This is a genomic window from Oceanobacillus sp. CFH 90083 (assembly GCF_009389585.1).
Lineage (GTDB): Bacteria > Bacillota > Bacilli > Bacillales > Amphibacillaceae > Oceanobacillus.
In genome coordinates this window covers 12,511-28,756 of record NZ_VIYG01000014.1, presented here as the reverse complement: position 1 = coordinate 28,756, position 16,246 = coordinate 12,511, and the positions used below count along the sequence as shown (strand labels likewise).

At 38.3% G+C, this 16,246-nt stretch carries 13 protein-coding genes; 4 read left to right on the top strand and 9 right to left on the bottom strand.

Annotated elements, in window-relative coordinates; genetic code table 11:
- Window positions 1-7 precede the first annotated feature (7 nt).
- The 3 genes from FLK20_RS17560 to FLK20_RS17550 form a co-directional block, all read right to left on the bottom strand.
- On the bottom strand, window positions 8-1,885 hold the full coding sequence (locus tag FLK20_RS17560; protein WP_152657896.1) for a beta-N-acetylhexosaminidase: 1,878 nt from the start codon (window positions 1,883-1,885) through the stop codon (window positions 8-10).
- A gap of 305 nt (window positions 1,886-2,190) precedes the next feature.
- A complete protein-coding gene (locus tag FLK20_RS17555; protein ID WP_152657895.1) occupies window positions 2,191-2,937 on the bottom strand; it encodes a YqjF family protein in 747 nt (248 codons plus the stop codon).
- A 115-nt stretch (window positions 2,938-3,052) separates the two neighbouring features.
- Window positions 3,053-3,961, bottom strand: coding sequence for a DMT family transporter (locus tag FLK20_RS17550; protein ID WP_152657894.1), 909 nt, complete (start codon window positions 3,959-3,961; stop codon window positions 3,053-3,055).
- Between the two features lie 246 nt (window positions 3,962-4,207).
- On the opposite strand from FLK20_RS17550, the gene FLK20_RS17545 reads away from it, so the two are divergent.
- Window positions 4,208-4,978: a GNAT family N-acetyltransferase gene (locus FLK20_RS17545; RefSeq protein WP_152657893.1), complete on the top strand. Its 771-nt coding sequence runs from the start codon at window positions 4,208-4,210 to the stop codon at window positions 4,976-4,978.
- 59 nt (window positions 4,979-5,037) lie between these two features.
- On the opposite strand, the gene tkt is transcribed toward FLK20_RS17545, so the two are convergent.
- The 4 genes from tkt to FLK20_RS17525 all read right to left on the bottom strand — a co-directional run bounded on the left by tkt (window position 5,038) and on the right by FLK20_RS17525 (window position 10,844).
- On the bottom strand, window positions 5,038-7,032 hold the full coding sequence (gene tkt, locus FLK20_RS17540) for a transketolase (protein ID WP_152657892.1): 1,995 nt from the start codon (window positions 7,030-7,032) through the stop codon (window positions 5,038-5,040).
- Between the two features lie 91 nt (window positions 7,033-7,123).
- Window positions 7,124-8,482, bottom strand: a complete 1,359-nt coding sequence (locus FLK20_RS17535; RefSeq protein ID WP_152657891.1) for a PTS ascorbate transporter subunit IIC — start codon at window positions 8,480-8,482, stop codon at window positions 7,124-7,126.
- A 32-nt stretch (window positions 8,483-8,514) separates the two neighbouring features.
- Window positions 8,515-8,796: a PTS sugar transporter subunit IIB gene (locus tag FLK20_RS17530; RefSeq protein ID WP_152657890.1), complete on the bottom strand. Its 282-nt coding sequence runs from the start codon at window positions 8,794-8,796 to the stop codon at window positions 8,515-8,517.
- Window positions 8,796-10,844 carry a BglG family transcription antiterminator gene (locus tag FLK20_RS17525; protein ID WP_152657889.1) on the bottom strand — a complete coding sequence of 683 codons (2,049 nt, stop codon included), beginning with the start codon at window positions 10,842-10,844 and terminating at the stop codon, window positions 8,796-8,798. Before FLK20_RS17525 ends, FLK20_RS17530 begins: the two co-directional genes overlap by 1 nt.
- 514 nt (window positions 10,845-11,358) lie before the next feature.
- On the opposite strand from FLK20_RS17525, the gene FLK20_RS17520 reads away from it, so the two are divergent.
- Together FLK20_RS17520 and FLK20_RS17515 are read left to right on the top strand one after the other, a co-directional pair.
- A complete protein-coding gene (locus FLK20_RS17520; RefSeq protein WP_194165667.1) occupies window positions 11,359-12,216 on the top strand; it encodes a phosphotransferase family protein in 858 nt (285 codons plus the stop codon).
- 175 nt (window positions 12,217-12,391) lie between these two features.
- On the top strand, window positions 12,392-12,727 hold the full coding sequence (locus tag FLK20_RS17515; RefSeq protein ID WP_152657887.1) for a hypothetical protein: 336 nt from the start codon (window positions 12,392-12,394) through the stop codon (window positions 12,725-12,727).
- A gap of 579 nt (window positions 12,728-13,306) precedes the next feature.
- On the opposite strand, the gene groL is transcribed toward FLK20_RS17515, so the two are convergent.
- Together groL and groES are read right to left on the bottom strand one after the other, a co-directional pair.
- Window positions 13,307-14,938, bottom strand: coding sequence for a chaperonin GroEL (groL, locus tag FLK20_RS17510; RefSeq protein WP_152657886.1), 1,632 nt, complete (start codon window positions 14,936-14,938; stop codon window positions 13,307-13,309).
- Between the two features lie 81 nt (window positions 14,939-15,019).
- Window positions 15,020-15,301 carry a co-chaperone GroES gene (groES, locus tag FLK20_RS17505; protein ID WP_152657885.1) on the bottom strand — a complete coding sequence of 94 codons (282 nt, stop codon included), beginning with the start codon at window positions 15,299-15,301 and terminating at the stop codon, window positions 15,020-15,022.
- Between the two features lie 240 nt (window positions 15,302-15,541).
- Between groES and FLK20_RS17500 the strand changes: the two genes are divergently transcribed.
- Window positions 15,542-16,246 carry a CPBP family intramembrane glutamic endopeptidase gene (locus tag FLK20_RS17500; protein ID WP_152657884.1) on the top strand — a complete coding sequence of 235 codons (705 nt, stop codon included), beginning with the start codon at window positions 15,542-15,544 and terminating at the stop codon, window positions 16,244-16,246.

Below are 16,246 nucleotides of genomic sequence, written 5' to 3'. Positions count from 1 at the left end.
TTTCGCTTTAAGATAAATTACCCGCTGTTACAATGCGATGATATAAATTTCTGCCTAATGAACCTTCCGACATCGGATACGGACCTTCAAAATGCAGCCGTTCTTCTTCCAGCTCATCGATTTTGCTGATTTCTCCTTTGATATATTGATGCAGGCGGTAAATTACAGTATCTATGCGTACCAGCACGCCGCCATAGCGAATCTCAATAATTTCCCAGCCAAAGGGCTTATTGAGTGCAAACCATAGGGTGCGATGAGCTTTTCTCAATGTATCGACACGATCTTTTACATCCTCTAAAGCCGGCATCGTATTCTGAAGCTTACTTCGATCCTGCTTATCATACATTTCTTTCAAACGTCTTCCTAATTCCGCTTTCACACTCAAAACATGCGATAATTGCTTATAGAAATCAAATAATAAATCCCAATCCGTATTTCTTTCAGCTGCTTTTTCAAGCTTGGCTGTCAGCTCTGTATAATGTTTGTTCAGCGACAAATTTTTGATATTCGCATCGTATAAACCAATCAAAATATCTTGCCATAATAACAGCTTGGAAGGATTGGATGTCTGTAAATTGTCCTTACTTACCCCAGGTGTTTCATCCAATTGGCTGAAGAGCATAAAATCATCAAAATGAGCTCCTGTACAAAAGCGGAAACGTTTCTGTAAATGTGCTTCTGAAAATGATTCATGGTAAGTATGTTCAGCAAATAGCTGTAAGACTGGCAAAGCTGTCATCATTGGCGTTTCAGCCCCATTATCTCCCCACATGGTGACAAAGACCTCATTGATCTTCTCTTTCTTACAGGCACGTAATGCTGCTTCAGTTGTGGCAAAGGCTTTTCCATAATTAGGAGCGATTCCATTCCACGTCCACACACCCCCGGCAAATACAGGATCGGATTTTAATGCTTTATGCTTTTGAATAAAAGCACGGTAAAATTTTTCATCATCATGGTAATAATCCCAATAAACAAGCTGTGTTTCCGGAATAGATGATATAACGGACTGCGGAATATCAGCTTCTAAATCATAATAGCCTCCATACTTGGAGCCGAGACGGAAATACATATCGCTCCAAATCATCGGCTTTAATTTTTTCTTGTCCGTAATGGTAACAACTTCTTGAAGATGTTGATTCATGATGTCAAATCTTTTTTTATAACCATATTTATCGAGATATTTTCCTAACCCAAGCTGATGTGCTTCATCCATCCCGATATGAATCCGTTTCGATTGAAATGGACGGCTTGCAGCTTCAATGAGATGCTCTAAAAAAATGTACGTTTCTTTTGATCCCGCCAATAAAATGTCCGCAGTATCCCGTATATCGATTGCATAATTCCATTTCAATGCTTCTGTTAAATGAGCCAGTGTCTGAATACATGGAATCATTTCAATTCCTAACTCTGCGGCATATTGATCACATTCCTTCAGTTCCTCCGCTGTATATCTTCCACGCATGTAGCCAAAATAAGGGTATTCTTCTACTTCATATGTATCTTCTGTATATACCATCAGTGTGTTTAATCCCATTACTGCTATTTTTCGCAATAAATCCTTTATCCCGTCTACCTTGATTACTGCATTACGGGAAGCATCCAGCATGGCACCATTCATTGTAAACCTTGGACTCTCAACAAGATTAAAAATTTTTTCCGAATAAAAATGCTCCAGCCATAATCCAAGCCCTCTGAAAAAATGAATCTTTTCCTGAAATACAATTTCACCTGTTCCGTTATTATTTTTCACAAAAAGAGGACCTTCTCTTTGCGTCACATGGATTCGATGTCCTTCCTTGGCCATTTCAATACCGAAATCGTCCAGAAGATGATTCAGTCCAGTTTTCACATGTGCCAAATCCCCAGTGAAATGAAGTTTCATTTACTATCTGACCCCGCTTTTCTATCATTTGGTGTTTCTGTTTGGAGCTTGAAAATACTTATCAGAAAATGGAAGGACTTCTCTTTTATTTGTATTAGGATATGCTTGTTAATATTGAAATAGAATATCAGATTATCATCGGAAAAATTGTTATTCTGTTTTATGGTTTTCCAGAAAATAAAAGAGATGGCAGGAGCTGTTCTCCCGTCATCTCTTCATATTCTGTGTAATAATCATCCCGGTGTTGTGTTTTATTATGGCATGGCTACGCAGTATGAGCATGCACAGAAAAGGAAAAAGCCAGTTTAAATTTCCAGCTGATTCGGAACGCATCCTTCTTTTTTTATCATTCCATTTAATGCCAGTTTGCAATGAGCATAATGTACAACTGGGCTCTGTTCTATCGCTTCTTTTGACAGAAAGAAGCTAAGCGAACTGCTTTCTGTTTTTACTTTTACATCCTTGACTTTCCACGGTTCATGCTGAATATCTCCACGGTATAGTTGACCTTTTTGATCAGACCAGAAAACATATCGCTCCAGCAGCCAATAATCAAGACTCTGTTTTTCCGGATAAAAAGCTTCTCCTGCCGGCGTATAGCTTGCTTGAAATTTTGCTGCTATCTTGCCTTTGCGTGAGCTATCTATGTGATATGTATTTCCTGATCGGCTCATCTTCATATCTGCATGAAGAAAAGGAGCCTTTACTATTTTACCTCCCAAAACGACAGATAATTTGTTGGTATCCATCGTAAAGAAATAGACGCCTCCTTCTCCTTTTCTCTTCACATATGTTCTGATATTTAGTTGCAGCATTGGACGTATATAAGGAATGACTGGTAAATAACGAAAACGATTCCTGCTCACTTTAAAGGCAACTATACTGATCCATGCCTGTCCATCATATATATCCAATTCCAATCCCTTTGGCAGCTGTCCTCTTAAAGCATCAGGCGATACTGGCAGATGAATAAATAATAAATGCTCCCATTTTTGCAGCAGAATCCAGGGGGAAATATGATGCATATCTGTTGTTGTTTTTTTTATTATCATATCTATTTTTCCTGTTCATATTTTTTTAAATAATGCATGCATCCCTTATTCTAAGCTTGTTTGAACTTCATTATTCACTGGCCTTAAAATTTTTATTTAAAGATGATAACCAGACCTACTCATCAATAATCTTCCCTCTCCGCTTCCATAGCACATATTCCAACGTCCCCGTCCCGATAAATATCCCGCACAGAATGAATACAAATCCAATTAAATGATATAAAGTAATCGATTCATTCAAGAAAAGTACGGAACCTACTATCGCAAAAAGCGTATTTAGATTCATAAATAATGTTGTTTCCGCAGGTCCGACTTGTTTAATCGCAAAATTATAAACGATATGTCCAAAGGCTGTACATAACAATGCACTAAACAGAAAAACCAGTCCCAGCTTCCAGGAAAACAGCTGTGTCAAATCAGAAACAGGATTATCAAAAAACTGACTTGTCAGGAAGATAAAACCGGAACCAATTAGAAGCATAAAGCCTGTACTTAATATCGAATCAAAATCGTCATGATACTTGCCGATTAAAATAAAGCTAAATGCCTGCACCAAAACAGCAAGAAAGATCATCAAATCACCGATCGTAATACTTTGAAAACCTCCTCCTGAGCTGGTCGTAAGAAAAATGCCAATAAAACCTAACAAAAATCCGAACAAGCGCAATTTGGGAACACGCTGCTTCAGGAACAAAATAGCTAATAAAACAGCTAATAATGGACCTGTCCCTAAAATCAAGCTGCTGTTTACTCCTGAAGTATACTTTAACCCTATACTTAACAATGTATGATGGAGCACAACGTTAAATAAGCCGACATAGAGGATAACCTTCCATTCTTTTTTATTCGGCCACCGGAACATGCCCATAAACAAACAAATCAGAAGCACGGCAGCTCCTGCAGTAAAAATTCGGACCGAGGTTACTAAAATCGGATCAATGTCTGTCACTAAAACTTTAATAGCAGAAAGATTAAATCCCCAAAGTAGCATTACAACAAATAAAAGAATGTATATATTTTTCAATGAAACACCTGATTTCTAATTAAAATTCTGAGAAAATTCATATGTATTACTACTTTCTCTTATATTAAACTACCATATTAAATATCTAATCTCCAAATATGTAACTCGCTATTTCGGTTCTCTTAAACAAACATTATTTCTTCTAACAAAATAATAACCCCAGCTATCTCCATGAAATCTCATATTTACAAATGAATATAAATTCTTTATTATGTATAAATATACAAAAATAAAGGGAGAGATTATATGGAGAATGAGAATGATACTGATTTGATTTATCAAATTGAAAAATTAGCTGTAAACGCCTGGCCATCACTGATTCAAATGGATTTGGAGAATTGGCGTTTGCGAGCAGCCTTTGGAGTAACCAAACGAGCTAACAGCGTACATACGATAGGTCCCATGCCGGAAAAGGAAGGTTGGCTGGCATCTGTTGAACAGTTTTATCAAGAAAAATCCATCAGTCCCTGCTTCTATATAAGTGACGTATCTCCACCAGAACTGGATTCTCTGCTCGAAACAAAAGGATATCAAAAATTAGATCCGTCTTTTATTATGGGAGCATCATGCATGAAGGTATTACAGAATACATTTCCAAATGAAGCATTCACCATACAGTCATCTTCTGAAATAGATGCAGATTGGATTCATCACTTTATCCGTTTAAGTGAATCTTCGCCGGATAACTACGAAGCTTATTCCCAAATACTCTCTGCTATTAAACCTGTTAAAAATTTTATATCTATTTATACAGAAGGTAAAGTTGTTGGTGTTGGTTCCAATGTAGTTGAAAATGGATGGGGATGTATCAGTAATATTGTTGTCGATAAAAATTATCGCCGAAGAGGAATTGCCGTACAGCTGATTAAGCAGCTTACAGAATGGGCTGTTATGCATGATGCTTCTCATGTTTATTTACAGGTTATAGGAGAAAATAATCCTGCCCGGAAGCTATACGATAAGCTTGGATTACATATGATTTCCGGGTATCATTACCGGATGCTGGTGGAGTCTTGAGAAAAAATGGGTGCTGTCACAAAATGTTATGATATGCATTTTGCGACAACCCCTTTCCCTTATAATTTCTTATACGTATGAACTACATTTTCAACGGTGTAACCGTACCTTGCAATCACTTCATTCCCGGGAGCAGATGCGCCAAAAGAATCAATACTCATGACAATTCCGCTATCGCCGACATATTCTCTCCAGCCAAGCTTGGATCCCATTTCAACAGAAACACGTTTTTTAATACTTTTGGGAAGAACACTGTCTTTATAAGCTTCTGATTGTTTTTCAAAACGGTCCCAGCTTGGCATACTTACCACATTCACAAATATCCCTTGCTTTTCTAATTCCTTTTGGGCTTCCATGGCTAAGCTGACTTCTGAGCCGGCAGCAATTAGAATTCCTTCTGGTTCTTGAGCTGCTTTAGAAATCACATAAGCCCCCTTTTCCACACCAGCTTTGGCAAGCTCCGCCGAATTCTCTAGCGTAGGCAATCCTTGTCTTCCAAGCACAAGCATTGTCGGCTGAGAAGTATTTTGAACAGCCAGCTTCCACGCTTCCTTCGTTTCATTTGCATCTGCCGGACGGATAACAGACAACCCCGGCATTGCCCGGAAGGATGCCAAATGCTCGATTGGCTGGTGCGTCGGGCCATCCTGTCCTACTGCAACAGTATCATGGGTGAATACATACGTAACTGGCAGCTCCATTAAAGAAGCTAACCGGATTGCCGGGCGCAAGTAATCGGAAAATACAAAGAATGTACTGACAAATGGACGCAAATGATGAAGTGCCAAGCCATTGGCAATCGCTCCCATTGCAAACTCCCGGACACCAAAACGCAGGTTTCTTCCTTGATACTGCCCTCTTTTAAAATCCTCCTCATTTGTTAATCGTGTTTTCGTAGAGGAATCTAAGTCCGCAGACCCGCCTATCAGCTCAGGGAGTTTTTGTGCCAGTTTATTCAATGTATCCCCTGATGCTACCCGTGTCGCCAGTGTATCTTCTGAAGAATACGTTGGAAGATCTGTATCCCAGTCCTCAGCCAGCTCTCCTGCTATAATACGATTTAACTGTTCAGCAAGCTCCGGATAATCTGCTTTATACATTTCAAACAATTTATGCCAGTTCTGCTCGGCAGCCTCCCCTTTTTCTTTAATGGAAGCAAAATCCGCATACACTTCTTCTGGTACATGAAAAGGCTCATACTCCCATCCATATACTTCTTTCGTACGCTCTATTTCCTCTTTTCCTAATGGATCGCTATGTGCATGATGCGTTCCTTGTAAGCTTGGAGAGCCATAGCCAATGGTTGTTTTTATTTCAATAACGGTTGGGCGCTCTTTATCTTGCTTTGCCTCTTCTATTGCTTTCGAAATCGTCTCTACATCATTTCCATCCTCCACTTTCAGATATTGCCAGCGAGCTGCTTCAAAACGTTTTTGAATATGGTCGCTAAATGAAATACCTAAATCACCATCCAAGCTGATATCATTAGAATCATAGAGAACAACAAGCTTATCCAGCTGAAGGTGTCCTGCTAATGAAATAGCTTCATAGGAAACCCCTTCCATTAAATCACCGTCGCCACAAATCGTATACGTATAATGATCTACCAGTTTATAATTTGGCTTGTTATAGACTTCCGCTAAATGCTTTTCCGCAATTGCCATGCCCACACTTACCGGAATGCCCTGGCCTAATGGACCTGTAGTTGCCTCTACTCCGGGAGTGATGCCATATTCCGGATGGCCAGGGGTTTTACTTCCCCATTGCCTGGTCTCCTTTAAATCTTCCATCGTAACAGGATAACCGGACAGATGTAATAAATTATAAAGAAGATTGGAGCCGTGCCCTGCTGAAAGTACAAAGCGATCCCGATTAAACCAGCTTGGATTTTCCGGATTAATCGTTAAATGCTTCTTCCATAAAGCATAAGCCATTGCTGCTGCTCCCATTGGCATTCCTGCATGTCCATGCTGCGCTTTCTCCACACTGTCAATGGTTAATGTTCGAATCGTGTTAATGGATAATTCAGAAATAGTGTAATCCTTCGTAGTCATAAAAATCTGCCTCCAATATAGGGTAAAATTCGTTTGATAATATAGCAGAACAAGTGCATATAATTACTGCTCTCTTATATTTGCATGCTGCTTAACCTGCTTTCGACTCTTCTGGTTGATTATTATTTTTCTTTTTCCCCGGGATTATCATGAGAAGAATAATCACCACTAAGCTGATCGTAATAGCAATTGGTCCTGCATAGTTTGCCAGACTTCCAAAAAAGATGCCAGATACACCGAAATCTGCATCAGAGAAGGTTGTATTAGCAAAGCCTAAATCTCCGAGCACCGGCATTAAAAATACTGGTAAGAACGAAATGATAATCCCGTTGACAAATGCACCGGCAACGGACCCTTTAAATCCACCGGTAGCATTACCAAATACCCCTGCTGCCGCTCCAGTAAAGAAATGAGGAACGACACCCGGAAGAATAATAACACCTCCCAGGAAAATCATGATGACCATACTTGCAATTCCACCTAAGAAACTGGCAAAAAAGCCAATTAATACAGCGTTTGGAGCATAAGTGAAAATAATCGGTACATCCAATGCCGGTTTCGCATTTGGCACAAGCTTTGTAGAGATACCTTTAAATGCTGGTACAATTTCAGCCAGAACAAGGCGCACTCCGGAAAGAATGACGAATACTCCCGCAGCAAATGTGCCTGCCTGAATGAATGAAAATACAAGGAAGTTCGTTCCTCCGCTTAATTCCGCTTCAATAAATGCCGGACCGGCAAAGAAAGCAACAATTAAATACATGACAATCATCGTTAAAGCAATACTTACTGTACTGTCCCGCAAAAAACCTAGACCATTTGGGAATTTGATATTCTCTGTAGATGTTTCTTTACTCCCTTTAAATAATTTTCCAACCAACCCGCTTGCTGCATATCCAACAGCACTGAAATGACCCAGCGCTACATTATCGTTTCCAGTTAATTGGCGCATAAAAGGCTGCAAGATTGCTGGAGATAATGTCATCACAATACCTAAAGCAACTGATCCTGCTGCAATTAATCCGACTGTATTAAAACCGGCAACTGCCATAATAACAGCCAGCATACAGGCTAAATAAAGTGTGTGATGCCCGGTTAAGAAGATATATTTATACCTGGTGAAACGGGCAATTAATATATTGACAATCATCCCAAAAAACATAATCAGGGCTGTTGTCGTTCCATACTCGGTTAGCGCCAAAGCTACAACAGCTTCATTATTCGGTACTACTCCAGACACATTAAAAGCCTCTTCAAACATCGCTCCAAATGGCGTTAAGGAACCGGAAAGAATACCAGCACCGGCTGCAATAACGAGAAAACCAACAAAGGTTTTGGTCGTACCTTTGACAGTATCTGCAATACCCTTCTTCTGAGCAATTAATCCAATTAAAGCAATTAAAGCTACGAGTATCGCCGGTTCACTTAAAATATCAATCATTGTACCCATACGGAAATCTCCTCCTTTTCAGTTAAGCAGTTTTATAGATACCCTTTTTCACGCACCACTTTCTCCACCTTTTCACGCAGCTCATCCATATCAATAATACTTTCCAAAACCACAACCTCCCCTAAATGACTGCCGCCATCAGCAATATCCTTAGCAAGGAAAAAGACATCCGCATCCCCCGGCGTTGCAGAGCTCAAATCGGAATGAGCAACCTCTATACCGTCTACACCCAATTCTTGTAAAATCTGATTAATATTCATTTCTACCATAAAGCTCGTACCTAACCCTGATCCACACACTGTTAAAAATTTCATCATACCTTCTCCCCTTCTTGGATAATAGATTGAATTTCATCGATAGATTCTGCCTCTTTCAAACGCTTCATTAAAGCTGTATTTCCTAATATTCTAGTTAATTGGGCCAAAGCTTTTAAATGGGCTTCATTGTCCACCGCGGCCAAGCAAATAAATACATCAATTTGATGGTCCTCTTTGCCTAACAATGCAATGGGCTGTTTTAACTTAAGCAATGACATCCCTAACTTATTCACACCATTTTCAGGTCTTGCATGCGGGATACCGACACCCTTGCCAACATGGATGTAAGTTCCTAATTCTCTCACATTTTTAATCATCGCCTCTATATATGATTCTTGAATAATATGCTGGTCGAGTAATGGAATAGAAGCTTTGCGAATGGCCTCTTCCCAGTCAAGTTCCTCTTCTGTAAATTGAATCATATCTTCAGTTAGTAATTCGGATAACATCGGTTTATACACCTCTTTTTGATTACTTGTTGCATAAAATAATTGAACGAGATTTCCATACAGTTTTTCTTCATTGGTGACTGTTGCATTTTTTTTGATGACACGCATAATTTCATCAATCATCAAATGCTTTGAATGGCTCGACAAATCAGGAAAATGTCGATAAACTGACTGCAGTAAATGCTTTTTTTCCACCAGGGTCATCAATGGCTTGACTACAAATGTCGGCTTAGGAGATTCTACCGGTATGGTTGAAAATACTAAATCATAGTTTTGTACAGATATATCTGCAAATTGATCTCCATTAAACACCTCAGAGAAATAAATTTCCGGAAACAATTCTTTCAATTGAGAAGCAAGCATCATAGACGAACTGATTCCATTTGCACAGACAATTAATCCGGTAATCCGCCTAATCTCCATTGTATTTTGGCGATCAATAATACTGCCAAAATGCATGGTGAAGAATCCAATTTCATCATCACTAATTTCTTTTTTTGTCCAGCTTGCTAATGGAGACAGGGAGTGTTTCACAAATTGGAACAGCTCCGCATACTCCGATTGGATAGTCGTTGATAAAGGACTATGAAAAGGAATTTCAAATAAGATTCGAAAGTAGGCAGGAACTAAGTGATTAAACAAACTCTCTTTCAAGAGCTGCTTATTTTTCACAGGAAGGAGCGTATTTTTTTCAAATTCCTCAATAATCTGCTCGGATAATGTTAATAGTTCAGGGTTGTCAACCCGTTGCAGATGTTCAATTGCTGTTAATAATAAAACCGTTACCAGATATATTTCGTTATCTGATCTATCTTCCCCATGCAGCTGTTCGGTAAGAGCGTTTGCAGGATTGAATAACGATTGCTTTTCTAACAGCCCCTTCTCTTGCTCTGAAAAGAAAAGCTCACCTTTTTCACCTGCTTGAAAGAATGTAAAATAATAAATTAATTCAATTTTTCTTGTTTTAACGAATTGCACCCCATGCTCTGCAAGCCATTTTTGCATGACATCCTTGGTCCGGTTAAAAAAATTCTCCTGATTCCACGCCCTTAGAATATAAATGATAAATTCTTCTCCCATGGATTGGCTTAATAATTGATGGATACATGAAATAACACTTCTCCGTTTCTCTATCTCATTTCCTTCCATACAATATCCTTCATTTCGGCTGTACCTGAAGATCAGCCCCTTCGTCTGACAATACTTTTTTAATCTGCGTACATCACTTAATGCAGTGTTTTTACTTACTTTAAACAGAGATTGCAAGTGAAAATTAGATACAGGCTCTTTTCGGATATAAACATAGAGATACATCATATAAAATCGATTATCCTCAGAAAAGTTATATTGGCCTATGCTTCTGTCAGAATGTAATTTTTCTCTTAAAACCTCTTTGGCTTCTGCCGAAATCTGAAAGCGCTGCTGACTGATTTCTAACTTCGGAATATTGAAATCCTCCAAAATTCCATTTACCTTCTCAAAGTCATACATCAGCTGTCGATCAGATAATTTTAATTGCTGCATCAACTCCGGCTTTGTAATCTGTTCATGATTCATTATTTCTTCAACTAGTCGAATTGAGCGCTGATCTAACATGTTACTTTCACCTCTCATCATTATTATAAAACGCTTACAATGCTCTCACAACAACGTTTAGGCACAACTTATGACGGGATAAATTACATAGATTGTGCTTTCCTTTTCTTGTTAAAATGCTTTTTGGTTGGTATAGAAGCTCCCATGAAATATGGATATTCGGTAGCTTGAAACTATATAATTATTCTAAAAGCAGTATATTAAAAAAGCTTGATATAAATAAAAATTGTCCAAGCTTGTGCTATATTAGTGCTAAATAAACCTACAAAGTAAAGAGCCTGCCCGCAAGCAAGCTCTTATTCCTTTTATTCAAGTGTGAGAGACATAATCCTTTTTGCCGATTTAATAAATCATAGCCTTTTCCTTTTTATCCAAGAATTTTCCAAGCAATCCAATCATGCTTATTAGGACAAATAATAATAAACTGTAAACATGAAAGAAATGGATAATCATTTGGACTTTAAAATAAAGTTTGATAAAATTACGTCTATAAGATGAGATGGGGTACGATACAATGAAACAACAATTACTTCAACAAAAGTTGGATATTGTGAAAGCTGAGCTGGGTCAACTATCTTATCAAAATCTTGAATTCATAACCACAGGCTGTGAAAAAGACGTTATTATTTTTGATAAAAAAACAGTTATTTCCTTCTTTCGTGATGGACTCCAGATAGATAACTATAGACTAAGACAAGATCTAATTCATATATTAAGAAAACAGACAGAGTTTTTTTTGCCAGAATGTTTATATATTTCTCCAACTCAGGATTTCGTTGTGGAAAAATATGTACCTGGGTATCATATTACACCTCATTATATAAAGACGCATATGGAAAAAACACAATGCCTCGGAACAGCAGTAGGAAGGTTTTTGAGACAGCTTCACACGACAGCAAAACAAGGATTAGACTTACCACAAGGAATTTTTGCGCAGGATGTTTGGAAGGACATGAAAGAAAATCTTAATCTTCTAAGGACTAAACTTTCTGATGCTGAAATGAATCAAGTGAACGATTTCCTGGATGAGTATTATAGCATTTCAGCATCCATTCAGCAATGTGTTGTTCATGGAGATTTTCATTACGATAACATCTTTTGGGATGAAAGCACTGGACACTTTGGAGCGATAGATTTCAGCGAGGCAGGATTGGAAGACCCTGCTTTAGATTTTATGTATATGTGTTATTACCCTGAAGCATTTCGGAATGCAGTATTTGAAGAATACGATTCAAAAGATAGCAGTTTGTATGAGAGAAGCCAAATGTATGATAGAATTTATGGCCTATATGACATGATTGAAAATTTACAAAATAACCTGCGTAAACCGGATTTTCGAACAGGATATTCAAGATTTTTTAAAAAGGGATAAAGTGAACCATTGCAGTTATTTCATTACTTTTTCTTCGAGAGGGATTTGGCCAAAACATTTCCCGTCTTCTTTAGAATAGGTAGAAACAATATGAAATAGTTTACCTTATCTTATTTTCAGACGATTGACTATACCTATGTTAAAATAAGCTAAAAGAGAAAAGTAGGTGCTAATAGTGAAGGAAAAAAAAACAAGGTCCCCTGTTTCTAAAGTGAAATCTAGTGCAAAAAGGAAAGTTAAAAAATCAGTTACACCTGGTTATGGCAAAGGTGGAGCGGCTGCTGCAAGCAATCCAAAGAAATACGTTAAGAAAAAAACGCCGGGACAACCACTTTCAAAAAAGAAGAGAAATCATGTCCAAAATATTACTATAAACATTGAAACTGAACAAAAACCGTCGATAGAAACTATCAGAAGAGAAAACAAGAAGAAAACAGGATGTGCTTCGACGGCATTGCTATTAATTTCTGTACCTGGAATCATTTTGAGTTCAATTTATTATCTTTTTTAAATAAGCTAAAAAGAGAAAGCAGATGGTAATAGTGAAGTTAAAAAACCAAGATCCCCTGTTTCTAAAGCGAAATCCAGTGTAAAAAGGAAAGTTAAAAAATCAGTTACATCTGGTTATGGCAAAGGTGGAGCGGCTGCTGCAAGCAATCCAAAGAAATACGTTAAGAAAAAAAGGGCTTTTTTCAGTGTTTAAGTAATTATCATTTAAGCAACAAACTATAAAATCAATCATCAACTGAGGGTGTGCATAAGCATGCCCTCTATTATAACTTCAAATCGAACGTACATTCTTGGAATTAGGGGTTTTAATTTTTACTCACGCCAAGAGGATTACATTTATGAATTATATTTAAAAATCGGCATCACTAAACCAACTGGCCATGCAAACTACTATAAAAATTTATACCCACGTGGCAAAGAAAATGAAAAAAGACGCTTCCGAAAAAGTCAAAACTTTATACGAAAACGCCCTTCAAGATATTGTTTTGAAATAAAATGTGATATTTCTGTGATATTTTAGGGTTTCAGAAACATTATACAGCTTCGGAACCCTTATATATCAAAGGTTCGAGCGAATGACTTACATCATTCCGCCCATGCCACCCATGCCGCCCATATCAGGCATTGCAGGTGCTCCGCCTTCTTCCGGCTTATCTGCTACAACAGCTTCTGTAGTTAAGAACATCGCTGCAACAGATGCTGCATTTTGAAGTGCAGAACGAGTTACTTTTGTTGGGTCAACAATACCAGCTTCAACCATATTTACCCACTCATCAGTAGCTGCATTGTAGCCAATACCGACTTTTTCGCCTTTTAGACGCTCTACAATAATAGAACCTTCTAATCCGGCATTGTGAACAATTTGACGAACCGGCTCTTCTAATGCACGTAATACGATGCTTGCACCAGTTGCTTCATCGCCCTCAAGGTTAAGCTCGCTAACTTTACCATGAATATTTACAAGTGCAGTACCGCCTCCAGGTACCATTCCTTCTTCTACACCTGCACGGGTAGAGTTAAGTGCATCTTCAATACGAAGTTTACGTTCTTTTAATTCTGTTTCTGTAGCTGCACCAACTTTGATTACTGCTACACCGCCAGATAATTTAGCTAAGCGCTCTTGTAATTTTTCTTTATCGAAATCAGAAGTTGTTTCTTCTGCTTGTGCACGGATTTGTGCAACACGGCTGGAGATCGTTTCCGGATTTCCAGAACCTTCAACAATTGTTGTATCTTCTTTTGTTACAACAACTTTGGTAGCACGGCCTAATTGATCAATTGTTGCTGATTTAAGATCCAGACCAAGATCTTCTGTAATTACCTCTGCACCAGTCAGAACAGCGATATCTTCCAGCATTGCTTTACGGCGGTCACCGAAGCCTGGCGCTTTAACAGCTACAGCGTTGAATGTACCGCGCAGTTTGTTTACTACTAATGTAGCAAGTGCTTCACCTTCTACATCTTCAGCGATCATAAGAAGCGGTTTACCTTGCTGAACAACCTGCTCCAATACCGGTAATACTTCCTGGATATTTCCAATTTTCTTATCTGTAATTAAGATATACGGATCTTCTAAGACTGCTTCCATTTTATCCTGGTCAGTAACCATGTAAGGAGAAGCGTATCCACGATCGAATTGCATACCTTCGACTACTTCAAGCTCCGTGTTGAAGCCTTTGGATTCTTCAATAGTAATAACACCGTCATTACCTACACGTTCCATCGCTTCCGCAATTAATTGACCTACTTCATTATCCCCTGAAGATACAGCTGCAATTTGAGAAATCGCTTCTTTGCTTTCAATTGGCTGAGAAATACCTTTTAACTCATCTACAGCCAGTGCTACTGCTTTTTCAATACCACGGCGGATTCCAACTGGATTCGCACCAGAAGTTACGTTTTTAAGTCCTTCACGGATCATTGCCTGAGCAAGTACAGTTGCAGTTGTTGTACCATCACCGGCAACATCGTTTGTTTTAGAAGCTACTTCGGATACAAGCTGTGCACCCATGTTTTCAAATGCATCTTCTAATTCAATTTCTTTTGCGATCGTTACACCGTCATTTGTAATTAGCGGTGAACCGAACTTTTTATCTAAAACGACATTACGGCCCTTTGGTCCCAATGTTACTTTCACTGCATCTGCCAATGTATCTACACCACGCAGCATTGCACGGCGTGCATCTTCACCAAATTTAATATCTTTAGCCATTTAAAAATTCCTCCTTCAAATTCATTCAAGGTTTCATTTAATGTGTAAACTTCTTCTTAAAGATTCATCGTATATTTTGGTTTAGCCTACAACAGCTAAAATATCATTTTCACGAAGAATTAAGTATTCAGTACCTTCATATTTAACTTCAGTACCAGCAAATTTAGAGAAAATAATGCGGTCTCCTTCAGAAACTTCCAATGCAACCTTTTCTCCATTTTCCACACGTCCAGATCCCACTGCAACAACTTCACCTTCTTGCGGTTTTTCCTTTGCAGAGTCTGGAAGTACGATTCCGCTTGCAGTTGTTTCTTCTTGTTCAACAAGTTTGATAACAACACGATCTCCTAATGGTTTAATCATGTAGAATTGCCTCCTTAATTCCAAATCATTTTATTTTTATTAGCACTCTTGTTCCTTGAGTGCTAACTCCAATTAATATAATAATTAATTCTTGGGAAAAATGCAAGTAGGATGATAAAGAATTTTTAAATTAGCTTTTTTATACTTTCTTGCATGTTTTCACGTACTTCTGATTATAATTTTCAGTGACAGTTATGTTAGAATATACCTTATGATAATTATACTTTAAGGAGCGTTTTTATGACTCGAAGATATATATATGTCATACTTACATATATCATTATTCTATTTTCAGTTTTACTTGCGGCACCGCTGATTGAATTAATTTTTGGTATAGATATTGTGCTTGCCAGCATTTATTGGTCTGTCTTTAGCTTCGCTGCCGGTCTGATTATTATCCTCTGGATTATAAAACCAGATATGCAGGTCCGTGCCCACCCTGATGCTGCCGGAGTTGGCGGTATTATTATCTGGTCTGTTTTAGGTATTATTATGGCTCTCCTTGCTCAAGGACTCGCTGCAACGATTGAAATGGAGGTATTCGGAATAGATCCCGGCTCGGAAAATACGCAGGGGATTATGAATATGGCCCGTGCGGTGCCACTCTTTGTTGTTCTACCGGCAATTCTTGCACCTATATTAGAGGAGATAATTTTCCGGAAAATCATTTTTGGATCACTTTATAAAAAAATGAACTTTTTCTTTGCCGCACTTATTTCATCCCTTGTCTTTGCCGTGATTCATTGGGATTTCTTGCATATACTGGTGTATGCGTCCATGGGATTTGTTTTCGCTTTTCTATACGTACAGACAAAACGTATTCTTGTGCCAATCATCGTACATGCCGGAATGAACACCCTTGTCGTGCTGGTTCAATATTCGTTGGACCCCGAAGAAATTCAAAGACAGCTTGACCAACTACAATTTATCTTCTTTGGAGGTTAA

Coding starts and splice junctions, on each gene's coding strand:
- FLK20_RS17560 (WP_152657896.1), bottom strand. CDS start 1,885: ATGAAACTTCATTTCACTGGGGATTTGGCACATGTGAAAACTGGACTG.
- FLK20_RS17555 (WP_152657895.1), bottom strand. CDS start 2,937: ATGATAATAAAAAAAACAACAACAGATATGCATCATATTTCCCCCTGG.
- FLK20_RS17545 (WP_152657893.1), top strand. CDS start 4,208: ATGGAGAATGAGAATGATACTGATTTGATTTATCAAATTGAAAAATTA.
- tkt (WP_152657892.1), bottom strand. CDS start 7,032: ATGACTACGAAGGATTACACTATTTCTGAATTATCCATTAACACGATT.
- FLK20_RS17535 (WP_152657891.1), bottom strand. CDS start 8,482: ATGGGTACAATGATTGATATTTTAAGTGAACCGGCGATACTCGTAGCT.
- FLK20_RS17530 (WP_152657890.1), bottom strand. CDS start 8,796: ATGAAATTTTTAACAGTGTGTGGATCAGGGTTAGGTACGAGCTTTATG.
- FLK20_RS17525 (WP_152657889.1), bottom strand. CDS start 10,844: ATGTTAGATCAGCGCTCAATTCGACTAGTTGAAGAAATAATGAATCAT.
- FLK20_RS17520 (WP_194165667.1), top strand. CDS start 11,359: ATGAAACAACAATTACTTCAACAAAAGTTGGATATTGTGAAAGCTGAG.
- groL (WP_152657886.1), bottom strand. CDS start 14,938: ATGGCTAAAGATATTAAATTTGGTGAAGATGCACGCCGTGCAATGCTG.
- groES (WP_152657885.1), bottom strand. CDS start 15,301: ATGATTAAACCATTAGGAGATCGTGTTGTTATCAAACTTGTTGAACAA.
- FLK20_RS17500 (WP_152657884.1), top strand. CDS start 15,542: ATGACTCGAAGATATATATATGTCATACTTACATATATCATTATTCTA.